The organism is Guptibacillus spartinae (genome assembly GCF_028610625.1).
Classification (GTDB): Bacteria; Bacillota; Bacilli; order Bacillales; family Guptibacillaceae; genus Guptibacillus; species Guptibacillus spartinae.
Map to the genome: position 1 here is coordinate 19,647 of NZ_JAQQWU010000019.1, position 12,673 is coordinate 32,319.

The following is a 12,673-nucleotide window of genomic DNA, read 5'->3' on the forward strand; positions in this document are numbered from 1 at the left end:
GGAACTATGAGCAGTATAGTTGAACAGAAGAAGCAACTAGTTACGGAAATTGCAGACAAACTACGTGATAGCCAATCAACAATCTTTGTTGATTATCGCGGACTTGATGTTTCTGAAGTAACTGAGCTTCGTAAGCAATTGCGTGATGCAAACGTTGAGTTCCGTGTTTACAAGAACACAATGACTCGTCGCGCAGCAGAAGAGCTTGAACTTACTGATTTGAATGAACACCTTGTCGGTCCTACGGCAATCGCGTTCAGCAATGAAGATGTTGTTGCTCCTGCTAAAATTTTGAACAACTTCGCTAAAAGTCACGAAGCTCTTGAAATCAAGACTGGCGTAATCGAAGGCGGCGTTGTTTCAGTAGAAAAGATCAAAGAACTTGCGGACCTACCAAACCGCGACGGACTACTTTCTATGTTGCTATCTGTGCTACAAGCACCTATGCGCAATATGGCACTTGCTACAAAAGCTGTGGCTGATCAAAAGGAAGAACAAGGCGCGTAACTTTACCGTCTATCAATTGGTATAAATAAAACAAAAATTAAGGAGGATTTACTCATGGGTAACGAGCAAATCATTGAAGCAATCAAAGAAATGACAGTTCTTGAGCTTAACGACCTAGTTAAAGCGATCGAAGAAGAATTTGGTGTAACTGCAGCAGCTCCAGTAGCAGCAGCAGGTGGCGCAGCAGAAGGTGCTGCTGAAGAGAAAACTGAATTTGATGTAGTTCTTGAAAGTGCTGGAAGCAGCAAAATCAAGGTCATCAAAGTTGTTCGCGAAATCACTGGTCTTGGCTTGAAAGAAGCTAAAGAACTAGTTGACGGCGCTCCAAGCTCTATTAAAGAAGGCGTTGCTAAAGAAGAAGCTGAAGAGCTTAAAGGCAAGCTTGAAGAAGTAGGCGCAGTAGTAGAAGTTAAGTAGTCATTTGTCTGAAACAAAAGCTCGCTTTTAGAAGCGAGCTTTTTGTTATTTGGCATTAATCTTATTGATTATGATGGTAGATGGGTAAGCTGATAGAAATGGCGAGGAAAAGAGGGAAAGTGATGAGTGAACATTACTATACGAAAAACCCCGGGGTGAAAAGCAACCCGAACAAAATTGTTGCGGATTTACGCGGGCAACAGCTCCAGTTCACGACTGATTCTGGTGTTTTTTCCAAGAAAGAAGTCGATTTTGGGAGTAAACTTCTAATCGAATCATTTGAAGAGCCTGAGATTGAAGGGGATATTGTAGATGCTGGATGTGGCTATGGGCCAATTGGCATATCACTTGCTTCTGCTTTTTCAAATCGCCGTTTTTATATGTTAGACGTAAATGAGCGTGCAATTGAGCTTGCGATGAACAATGCGATTAAAAATCGAGTTCATAATGTGACGGTAATGGAAAGTGATCGGTTAAGTGCAGTGAAAGATAAAATGTTTGCCTCCGTCATTACGAATCCGCCGATACGTGCAGGAAAAGATGTTGTTCATGGCATATTTGAAGATGCCCATCACGTTTTGAAAGAACGAGGTACACTTTGGGTTGTAATTCAAAAGAAACAGGGTGCCCCCTCGGCTGTTGCAAAGCTTGAAGAAATGTTCGAACAAGTTGAAACCGTTGTGAAAAAGAAAGGATACTATATTCTTAAAGCAGTCAAGTAAATTATGAAATTATCCTTTGACTTCATGGACGGCCTATGCTAATATAATATAATGCCAATGATGGATTTTCCAGGCCTTTTTCGCTTTCATATGCAAAGAGGTATAAAATGCCGTCGTCTGGAAAAACTAATATAATCGTTTATAGTTAAGGGGAATTTTATCAATGCCCTTTTTCTTTTTTTGTCCAACGATAGATTTGATTTAGCAGAATCTCATTGGACTAAGAAAATAAATACGCTGGATTTGAGGGGTGAATCATTTGACAGGCCAACTAGTTCAGTATGGACGCCACCGCCAAAGAAGAAGCTACGCGCGAATCAAAGAAGTGTTGGATTTGCCAAATCTAATTGAGATTCAAACGGCTTCTTATCAATGGTTTCTTGATGAGGGTTTACGAGAAATGTTCCAGGATATTTCTCCAATCGAAGATTTCACAGGTAATCTTGTGCTGGAATTTATTGATTACAGCCTCGGTGAACCTAAGTATCCCGTGGAAGAAACCAAAGAGCGAGATGTAACCTATTCTGCACCTTTACGAGTGAAAGTACGCTTGATCAATAAAGAAACAGGCGAAGTGAAGGAACAGGAAGTGTTCATGGGTGACTTCCCATTAATGACTGAAACAGGTACGTTTATTATTAATGGGGCAGAACGCGTAATCGTATCTCAGCTCGTGCGTTCTCCAAGTGTCTACTATAGTGAAAAGATCGATAAGAACGGCAAAAAAGGATATACAGCTACTGTCATTCCAAACCGAGGAGCATGGCTGGAATTTGAAACTGATGCCAAAGATATTGTCTATGTACGAATCGACCGTACTAGAAAGCTACCAATTACGGTGCTGCTCAGAGCGTTAGGGTTTGGGTCTGATCAAGAAATCATAGATCTCCTAGGTGAAGATGAGTATCTTCGCAATACCCTGGAAAAAGACAACACGGACGGCACAGAAAAAGCGCTTCTAGAAATCTACGAACGCTTACGTCCTGGCGAGCCTCCGACTGTCGATAACGCCAAAAGCTTACTTGATTCCCGCTTTTTTGATCCAAAGCGCTATGATCTTGCAAACGTAGGTCGTTACAAGATTAACAAGAAGCTTCATATTAAAAACCGTCTATTCAATCAACGTCTTGCGGAAACGCTTGTTGACCCTGAAACAGGCGAAGTGATTGCAGAAGAAGGCGCGATTCTTGATCGCCGTCTGCTTGACAGAATTCTTCCTGCTCTAGAGACGAACGTTGGATTTAAAGACGTTGAGCCTCATGGAGGAGTCATTGAAGATGAATCTATCGGTCTACAATCCATTAAAGTATACGCTCCTGATGATCCAGAAGGTGAGAGAGTTATTAATGTAATCGGAAATGGTGGAGTAGAGACAGGTGTGAAGAATATAACGCCTGGCGATATCATTTCTTCCATTAACTACTTCTTTAATCTTCTACATCAAGTAGGAAACACAGATGACATTGACCACCTTGGTAACCGTCGCCTTCGTTCTGTTGGTGAACTTCTTCAGAACCAATTCCGCATCGGTTTATCACGTATGGAACGTGTTGTTCGAGAACGTATGTCAATCCAGGATACGAATGTCATTACGCCACAGGCGCTAATCAACATACGACCTGTTATTGCATCTATTAAAGAATTCTTTGGTAGCTCGCAATTATCCCAGTTCATGGATCAGACGAACCCGCTAGCTGAGCTAACTCACAAGCGTCGTTTATCTGCACTTGGACCTGGTGGTTTAACACGTGAGCGTGCTGGATTCGAAGTTCGTGACGTACACTATTCTCACTATGGTAGAATGTGCCCGATCGAAACACCTGAGGGACCAAACATTGGACTTATTAACTCATTGTCTTCCTATGCAAGAGTTAATAAATTCGGTTTCATTGAGACGCCTTACCGTAGAGTTGACCCTGAAACTGGTAAAGTAACGGAGTATATTGACTACCTAACTGCCGATGAACAGGATAACTACGTTGTAGCACAGGCGAACGCAAAACTTAATGAAGATGGTTCTTTCCAGGACGAAGATATCGTTGCTCGTTTCCGTGACGAAAACATTATCATCGCCCGCGAAAAAATTGATTACATGGACGTATCACCGAAACAGGTAGTTTCGGCCGCAACGGCTTGTATTCCGTTCCTTGAGAACGATGACTCCAACCGTGCGCTTATGGGTGCGAACATGCAGCGTCAAGCTGTACCATTGATGGTTCCTGAAGCGCCAATTGTCGGAACAGGCATGGAGCATGTTAACGGAAAAGATTCCGGTGCTGCTGTTATTTGTAAGCACGACGGTTTAGTCGAATTTGCATCTGCTGCAGAAATTCATGTTCGTCGCATTTCTGTCATTGATGGCCAGGAAGTAAAAGGTGATCTTGACCGCTATAAACTGCTTAAATTTATTCGTTCCAACCAGGGAACGTGCTATAACCAAAAGCCAATTGTTGTTGAAGGCGATCGCGTCGTAAAAGGTGAAATCCTTGGTGACGGACCTTCAATGGAAAAAGGTGAAATGGCCCTTGGACGTAACGTCCTAGTCGGATTTATGACTTGGGAAGGTTACAACTACGAGGATGCTATTATTATGAGCGAACGTCTTGTAAAAGATGACGTTTATACGTCAATTCATATCGAAGAGTACGAATCAGAGGCTCGCGATACAAAGCTTGGACCTGAAGAGATTACTCGTGACATTCCGAACGTTGGGGAAGACGCCCTGCGCAACCTCGATGAACGCGGAATTATTCGCATGGGTGCTGAAGTAAAAGACGGAGATATCCTTGTTGGTAAGGTAACACCAAAAGGTGTAACGGAGCTAACTGCTGAAGAGCGTCTCCTTCATGCAATCTTTGGTGAAAAAGCTCGTGAAGTTCGCGATACTTCCCTCCGTGTTCCACATGGTGGAGATGGAATTGTACTTGATGTGAAGATCTTTAACCGTGAAGACGGCGATGAGCTTCCACCGGGAGTAAATCAACTTGTTCGCGTATATATCGTACAGAAGCGTAAGATTCATGAAGGCGATAAAATGGCGGGTCGCCATGGTAATAAAGGTGTTATTTCAAGGATTCTTCCTGAAGAAGACATGCCTTACCTACCAGACGGCACACCAATCGATATCATGTTGAACCCACTAGGTGTTCCTTCTCGTATGAACATTGGACAGGTACTAGAGTTGCACATCGGTATGGCTGCACGTGCACTCGGTATTCACGTAGCAACACCAGTATTTGATGGTGCACGTGAAGAAGATGTATGGGAAACGTTAGAAGAAGCAGGTATGCCACGAGATGGTAAAACTGTGCTCTACGATGGTCGTACAGGTGAACCATTTGATAACCGAATTTCTGTCGGTGTCATGTATATGATCAAACTTGCTCACATGGTCGATGACAAGCTTCACGCACGTTCTACTGGACCATACTCACTAGTTACACAGCAACCGCTTGGTGGTAAAGCCCAATTCGGTGGACAGCGTTTTGGTGAGATGGAAGTATGGGCACTCGAAGCATATGGTGCTGCATATACCCTTCAAGAGATTTTGACTGTTAAGTCAGATGATGTTGTTGGACGTGTTAAAACTTATGAAGCAATCGTTAAAGGTGAAAATGTTCCTGAGCCTGGTATTCCAGAGTCGTTTAAAGTTCTAATCAAAGAGCTACAGTCACTTGGTATGGATGTTAAAATGCTTGCAAGTGATGAGCAAGAGATTGAGATGAAAGAGTTAGACGATGAAGAAGATCAATCCAGTGAGAAATTAAACTTGAATGTTGGGTCAAATCAGGCGAGTGAGTAAGGGTTAAACCTGAATTCTAAAGGGAGGTAGGCCCCTTGATAGATGTCAATAAATTTGAGTATATGAAAATCGGTCTGGCGTCACCGGATAAAATCCGCTCCTGGTCAAGAGGAGAAGTTAAGAAGCCAGAAACCATTAACTACCGTACCTTGAAGCCAGAGAAAGATGGTCTTTTCTGTGAGCGTATCTTCGGACCCACAAAGGACTGGGAATGTCATTGTGGGAAATACAAGCGTATCCGTTATAAAGGTGTCGTTTGTGATCGCTGCGGAGTTGAAGTTACACGTGCGAAAGTCCGTCGTGAGAGAATGGGGCACATTGAGCTAGCTGCTCCTGTCTCTCACATCTGGTACTTTAAAGGCATTCCAAGTCGTATGGGACTTGTTCTCGACATGTCACCCCGTGCACTTGAAGAAGTGATTTACTTTGCTTCATATGTCGTAACTGAAGCTGGTGACACACCGCTTGAGAAGAAACAACTTCTTTCAGAAAAAGAATATCGCGCATACCGTGAAAAGTATGGCAAAACATTCTCAGCAGAAATGGGTGCGGAAGCTATCCGCAGACTTCTCTTTGATATCGACCTTGATAAAGAAGTTGATATCCTGAAAGAAGAGCTTAAAACAGCACAAGGACAGCGAAGAACACGTGCGATTAAACGCCTAGAAGTACTAGAGGCTTTTCGTGGCTCAGGAAATAACCCTTCATGGATGATCTTAGATGTCCTTCCGGTTATTCCACCAGAGCTTCGTCCAATGGTACAACTAGATGGCGGCCGCTTTGCGACTTCAGATCTAAACGATCTGTATCGTCGAGTTATCAACCGTAACAATCGCTTGAAGCGTTTGTTGGATCTTGGCGCACCAAGCATTATCGTACAGAATGAGAAGCGTATGCTTCAAGAAGCTGTTGATGCCCTTATAGATAACGGCCGTCGCGGTCGTCCTGTAACAGGTCCTGGTAACCGTCCATTGAAATCTCTTTCTCATATGTTGAAAGGGAAGCAAGGACGTTTCCGTCAGAACCTACTAGGTAAGCGTGTTGACTATTCAGGTCGTTCTGTTATCGTCGTTGGACCTCACTTGAAAATGTATCAATGTGGTCTTCCGAAGGAAATGGCACTTGAACTATTCAAACCTTTCGTAATGAAAGAGCTTGTATCAAAAGGTCTAGCACACAATATTAAGAGTGCGAAGCGTAAAGTAGAAAAAGTTCATCCTGAAGTATGGGACGTGTTGGAAAACGTTATTAAAGAACATCCGGTTCTTTTAAACCGTGCACCTACACTTCACAGACTTGGTATTCAGGCGTTTGAACCAATTCTCGTTGAAGGACGCGCAATTCGTCTTCACCCACTCGTATGTACAGCTTATAACGCTGACTTTGATGGTGACCAAATGGCCGTTCACGTGCCGCTTTCTGCTGAAGCACAAGCTGAAGCGCGTATCTTAATGTTAGCTGCACAAAACATCCTTAACCCGAAAGATGGTAAACCAGTTGTTACACCTTCACAGGATATGGTACTAGGTAACTACTACTTAACAATGGAACGTGAAGGAGCAATCGGTGAGGGTTCTGTATACAAAGATACTAACGAAGCACTTATTGCATACCAGAATGGATTTGCACATTTACATTCTCGTGTAGCAATTCCTGCTGCTTCACTAAATAAATCTGCTTTTACTGAAGAGCAGAACAAGCAATTGCTTGTGACCACGGTTGGTAAGTTGATTTTCAACGAGATTCTTCCGGAGTCATTCCCATATATTAATGAACCAACAACAAGTAACCTTGAAATTGCGACGCCAGAGCATTACTTCCTACCTCACGGTGTGAACGTAAAAGAAGAAATTGCTCAACGCGAACTGATTGCACCATTTAAGAAAGGCATTCTTGGTAAAATCATCGCGGAAGTGTTCAAGCGTTTCAAAGTTACAGAAACGTCTCGCATGCTTGACCGCATGAAAGATCTTGGTTTCAAGTTTTCAACAAAAGCTGGTATTACTGTTGGTGTAGCTGACGTAGTGGTACTTGCTGAGAAACAAGAAATCGTTCATGAGGCAGAAGAAAAAGTTGAAAAGGTTCTTAAGCAATTCCGTCGCGGTCTTATTACCGACGATGAGCGTTATGATCGTGTTATTGCGATTTGGAGTAGTGCGAAGGATCGCATCCAGGAAAAACTAATGAATCGACTCGAAAAAGATAACCCAATCTTTATGATGAGTGATTCAGGTGCTCGTGGTAACGCATCTAACTTTACTCAGCTCGCAGGTATGCGTGGATTGATGGCTAATCCATCTGGACAGATTATTGAGCTTCCAATCAAATCCAGCTTCCGTGAAGGTCTAACGGTGCTTGAATACTTTATTTCAACACACGGTGCTCGTAAAGGTCTTGCTGATACGGCCCTTAAAACAGCTGACTCAGGTTATCTTACTCGTCGTCTTGTTGACGTGGCACAGGATGTTATCGTTCGCGAAGATGACTGTGGTACAGATAGAGGCCTTGAAGTTAGTGCAATTAAGAATGGTAATGAATTAATCGAAGGATTGTATGATCGTCTTGTAGGCCGTGTTGCCTTTAAGAAAGTGAGACATCCTGAGACAAATGAAATTCTAGTAGAGAAAAACAACTTAATCACTGAAGACATCGCTACGGAAATTGTTGAAGCAGGTATTGAGAACGTCTATATCCGTTCTGCCTTTACTTGTAGCACAAGCCATGGCGTATGTAAGAAGTGTTACGGACGTAACCTTGCAACAGGTACTCGCGTTGAAGTTGGGGAAGCAGTCGGAATCATTGCTGCTCAATCAATCGGTGAACCGGGTACACAGTTGACGATGCGTACATTCCATACAGGTGGAGTTGCCGGAGACGATATTACTCAAGGTCTTCCTCGTATCCAAGAGCTATTTGAGGCACGTAACCCGAAAGGTCAGGCTGTTGTGTCTGAGCTAGATGGTAAAGTGATTGATTTAGCTGAGGTAAAAGAGAAGAAAGAGATTGTCGTTCAAGGTGAAACCGAGACAAGAAACTACCCTGTACCATATGGCGCGCGCTTGAAAGTAGTTATTGGAGATGAAGTGAAGGCTGGTCAACCTCTTACTGAAGGTTCGATTGACCCTAAACAACTTCTTACAATTAGCGGTATTGACGGCGTTCAAGAATACCTACTTGCAGAAGTACAAAAGGTTTACCGTATGCAGGGTGTGGAAATTGGCGATAAGCACGTTGAAGTAATGGTTCGTCAGATGATGCGTAAAATTCGCGTTATTGATGCGGGCGATACTGAAGTGTTGCCAGGATCCCTTATTGACATTCACCAGTTTAAAGGTGTTAACCGTAAAGTTCTTAGACAGGGTGGATTACCTGCAACTGGTCGTCCAGTTCTTCTTGGTATTACAAAAGCTTCTCTTGAAACTGAATCATTCTTATCAGCAGCATCCTTCCAGGAAACAACTCGTGTCCTAACTGATGCAGCAATTAAAGGTAAGCGTGATGAGCTACTAGGTCTTAAGGAAAATGTTATTATCGGTAAACTTGTTCCGGCAGGTACTGGTATGCAACGTTACCGTAGAATCAATGTAGCTGGCGAAGCTCAAGAGGCTGAACAGCTTTTAGAGCAAGAAGAAAGTGCTTTAGTTAGTCAAGAATAAACAGGGGAAGTGTTGACATCGGGAGTGCAGGGTGATATTATATCCAAGGTGCTCCCGATAATCCTGTTACTTTGGAGGATATGTTCGTGTCTTATGAAAAAGTATCGCAGGCAGATGAATTGATTATTGGGACGAAACAAACTCTAAAGGCCCTCCAGATTGGAGAAGCGAAGGAAGTGTTCATCGCTGACGACGCTGATCGCAGGGTAACTTCTAAAGTTGTTGCACTCGCCGAAGAGAAAAGCATACCGGTTCATCGAGTTGATTCTATGAAGAAGCTCGGTAAGGCGTGTGGGATCGAAGTCGGCGCAGCAACAGTTACGATAAAAGCATAACCGTTTTTGCCGGGCAAGGCATGCCCTGTCAGGCAAAAACTTTCCTTTTATCTATACATGAACCACCTGGATGTGTGGGCTTGCTATTAACAAAAGAAGGGAGGAAAACAAAATGCCAACTATTAACCAACTTGTTCGCAAAGGACGCGTTTCTAAAACAAAGAAATCCGATTCTCCAGCATTGAACAAAGGGTATAACAGCTTCAAAAAGTCTCATACAGACCTTTCATCTCCACAAAAACGTGGTGTATGTACTCGTGTAGGTACGATGACTCCTAAAAAGCCGAACTCCGCATTGCGTAAATACGCTCGTGTTCGTCTTACTAACGGAATTGAAGTAACAGCTTATATCCCAGGTATCGGCCACAACCTTCAGGAGCACAGTGTCGTGCTTATCCGTGGAGGACGTGTTAAGGATTTACCGGGTGTACGTTACCACATCGTTCGTGGTGCGCTTGACACTGCAGGTGTTAACGATCGTAGACAAGGTCGTTCTAAATACGGTACTAAGAGACCGAAAGAAGCTAAGAAATAATAGCTATCATTTTATTAAATAATGAAAGGGGGTTAACCCATGCCACGTAAAGGTCCAGTAGAACGTCGTGACGTATTACCAGATCCAATTTACAAATCCAAGCTAGTTACTCGCCTGATCAACCGCCTTATGGTAGACGGTCAGAAAGGTAAAGCTCAGCAGGTGCTATACAAAGCGTTTGATCTTATTCAGGAGCGCACAAACACAGAGGCTATGGAAGTATTTGACCAAGCGTTGAAAAACGTTATGCCAGTACTTGAAGTACGCGCTCGTCGTGTTGGTGGTGCAAACTACCAGGTGCCAGTTGAAGTTCGTCCAGATCGTCGTACAACGCTAGGTCTTCGCTACCTTGTGAACTATTCCCGTCTTCGCGGTGAAAAGACTATGGTAGAAAGACTTGCTAACGAAATTATGGATGCTGCTAACAACACAGGTGCTTCTGTTAAGAAGCGTGAAGAAATGCACAAAATGGCTGAAGCAAACAAAGCGTTTGCTCACTATCGCTGGTAATCAGCAGACAACCCAAATCCCTTTATAAAAGGAAGGAGAAATACTAATGGCAAGAGAATTCTCCTTAAGAGATACACGTAATATCGGTATCATGGCTCACATCGATGCTGGTAAAACAACAACTACTGAGCGTATTCTTTTCTACTCAGGGCGTATCCACAAAATTGGTGAAACTCACGAAGGTGGATCACAAATGGACTGGATGGAGCAGGAGCAAGAGCGTGGAATCACGATCACTTCTGCTGCTACCACTGCCCAGTGGAAAGATCACCGTGTTAACATCATTGACACGCCTGGTCACGTAGACTTTACAGTAGAAGTTGAGCGTTCATTGCGTGTATTGGATGGAGCAGTTGCAGTACTTGATGCACAATCTGGTGTTGAACCACAAACAGAAACTGTTTGGCGTCAAGCTACTAACTACGGCGTACCGCGTATTGTATTCATTAACAAAATGGATAAACTAGGAGCAGACTTCCTTTACTCTACAGGTACACTAAATGAGCGTCTACAAGCTAACGCGCACCCTGTTCAGCTGCCAATCGGTGCTGAAGATGAATTCGAAGGAATCATTGATCTTATCACAATGGAAGCTTTCTATTATCTTGATGATCTTGGTTCACGTACTGAATCACGCGAAATTCCTGCTGAATACAAGGAACAAGCTGAAGAGTACCGTACGAAGCTTATCGAGGCTGTCGCTGAGCTTGAAGAAGACCTCATGATGAAATATCTTGAAGGTGAAGAACTAACAGTCGAAGAAATCAAAGCTGCAATCCGTAAAGGAACTTGTAACGTTGAATTCTATCCTGTACTTTGTGGTTCTGCATTTAAGAACAAAGGCGTTCAGCTTGTTCTTGATGCTGTACTTGACTTCCTACCTTCACCACTTGATGTACCAGCAATTAAAGGTCATCTAAAAGACTCTGAAGAAGAAGTAATCCGTACTGCTGACGATAATGGTCCTTTCTCTGCACTTGCATTTAAAGTAATGACTGACCCTTACGTTGGTAAGCTTACATTCTTCCGTGTTTACTCAGGAACGCTTTCTTCTGGTTCTTATGTTAAGAACTCAACAAAAGATAAGCGTGAACGTGTAGGACGTATTCTTCAGATGCACGCTAACTCTCGTGAAGAAATCTCTACTGTATATGCAGGGGATATCGCAGCGGCAGTTGGTTTGAAAGATACTTCGACTGGTGATACTCTATGTGATGAAAAGGATACTGTTATCCTTGAATCTATGGACTTCCCAGATCCAGTTATCTCAGTAGCAATCGAGCCTAAGACAAAGAGTGACCAGGATAAAATGTCTGTAGCTCTTGCTAAGCTTGCTGAAGAAGATCCAACATTTAAAACTGAAACAAACGAAGAAACTGGACAAACGATTATCTCTGGTATGGGTGAACTTCACCTTGACATCATCGTTGACCGTCTCCGTCGTGAGTTTAAAGTTGAAGCAACTGTTGGTGCACCTCAGGTTGCATACCGTGAATCGATCCGTCAAGCTGGTAAGGTTGAAGGTAAATTCGTACGTCAGTCTGGTGGTCGTGGACAATTCGGACACGTATGGGTTGAATTTGAACCTAACGAAGAAGGCGCAGGATTCGAATTTGAGAACAAAATCGTTGGTGGTGTTGTTCCGCGTGAATACATCCCTGCTGTAGAAGCTGGTCTTCGCGATGCAATGGCTAACGGTCTTCTAGCAGGCTACCCACTAATCGACGTGAAAGCTCGTCTTGTTGATGGATCTTACCATGACGTTGACTCAAACGAAATGGCATTTAAGATTGCAGCATCTATGGCTTTGAAAAAAGCTAAGAATGTTTGTGACCCTGCTCTTCTTGAGCCTATGATGAAAGTTGAAGTTGTAGTGCCGGAAGAATACATGGGGGACATCATGGGCGATGTAACTAGCCGTCGTGGACGTGTTGAAGGTATGACTGCACGCGGAAACGCTCAAGTTATCAATGCATTTGTTCCACTTTCAGAAATGTTTGGTTATGCAACAACACTTCGCTCTCGTACGCAAGGTCGCGGTACTTACACCATGACATTTGATCATTACGAGCAAGTACCTAAATCTATTTCTGAAGAAATCATTAAAAAAGCTACAGGCGAATAATTGTAGCAAACCAACTTTTGTTGTAATCTAAGATAGGCGAGATTGATATACTCTTACGCCTATC

9 protein-coding genes are annotated in these 12,673 nt (G+C 43.2%); all 9 read left to right on the forward strand.

Annotation, left to right across the window (positions count from 1 at the left end; genetic code table 11):
- Window positions 1-6: 6 nt before the first annotated feature.
- A complete protein-coding gene (gene rplJ, locus PQ511_RS21330) occupies window positions 7-507 on the forward strand; it encodes a 50S ribosomal protein L10 (protein WP_273853983.1) in 501 nt (166 codons plus the stop codon).
- A gap of 54 nt (window positions 508-561) precedes the next feature.
- Complete coding sequence (rplL, locus tag PQ511_RS21335) at window positions 562-924, forward strand: 50S ribosomal protein L7/L12 (protein WP_224591373.1); 363 nt, start codon at window positions 562-564, stop codon at window positions 922-924.
- A 122-nt stretch (window positions 925-1,046) separates the two neighbouring features.
- A complete protein-coding gene (locus tag PQ511_RS21340; RefSeq protein ID WP_273853984.1) occupies window positions 1,047-1,646 on the forward strand; it encodes a class I SAM-dependent methyltransferase in 600 nt (199 codons plus the stop codon).
- Window positions 1,647-1,905: 259 nt separating this feature from the next.
- The gene (gene rpoB / locus PQ511_RS21345; protein WP_273853985.1) at window positions 1,906-5,448 is read left to right on the forward strand and encodes a DNA-directed RNA polymerase subunit beta; all 3,543 of its coding nucleotides are present in this window, start codon (window positions 1,906-1,908) and stop codon (window positions 5,446-5,448) included.
- A 35-nt stretch (window positions 5,449-5,483) separates the two neighbouring features.
- Window positions 5,484-9,104, forward strand: a complete 3,621-nt coding sequence (gene rpoC, locus PQ511_RS21350; protein WP_273853986.1) for a DNA-directed RNA polymerase subunit beta' — start codon at window positions 5,484-5,486, stop codon at window positions 9,102-9,104.
- An 86-nt stretch (window positions 9,105-9,190) separates the two neighbouring features.
- On the forward strand, window positions 9,191-9,439 hold the full coding sequence (locus PQ511_RS21355; RefSeq protein ID WP_098445969.1) for a 50S ribosomal protein L7ae-like protein: 249 nt from the start codon (window positions 9,191-9,193) through the stop codon (window positions 9,437-9,439).
- 112 nt (window positions 9,440-9,551) lie between these two features.
- A complete protein-coding gene (gene rpsL / locus PQ511_RS21360; RefSeq protein WP_048313317.1) occupies window positions 9,552-9,974 on the forward strand; it encodes a 30S ribosomal protein S12 in 423 nt (140 codons plus the stop codon).
- 39 nt (window positions 9,975-10,013) lie between these two features.
- Complete coding sequence (rpsG, locus tag PQ511_RS21365; RefSeq protein WP_224591378.1) at window positions 10,014-10,484, forward strand: 30S ribosomal protein S7; 471 nt, start codon at window positions 10,014-10,016, stop codon at window positions 10,482-10,484.
- A gap of 46 nt (window positions 10,485-10,530) precedes the next feature.
- Window positions 10,531-12,609 carry an elongation factor G gene (gene fusA, locus PQ511_RS21370; RefSeq protein WP_273853987.1) on the forward strand — a complete coding sequence of 693 codons (2,079 nt, stop codon included), beginning with the start codon at window positions 10,531-10,533 and terminating at the stop codon, window positions 12,607-12,609.
- The last annotated feature ends 64 nt before the right edge of the window (window positions 12,610-12,673 follow it).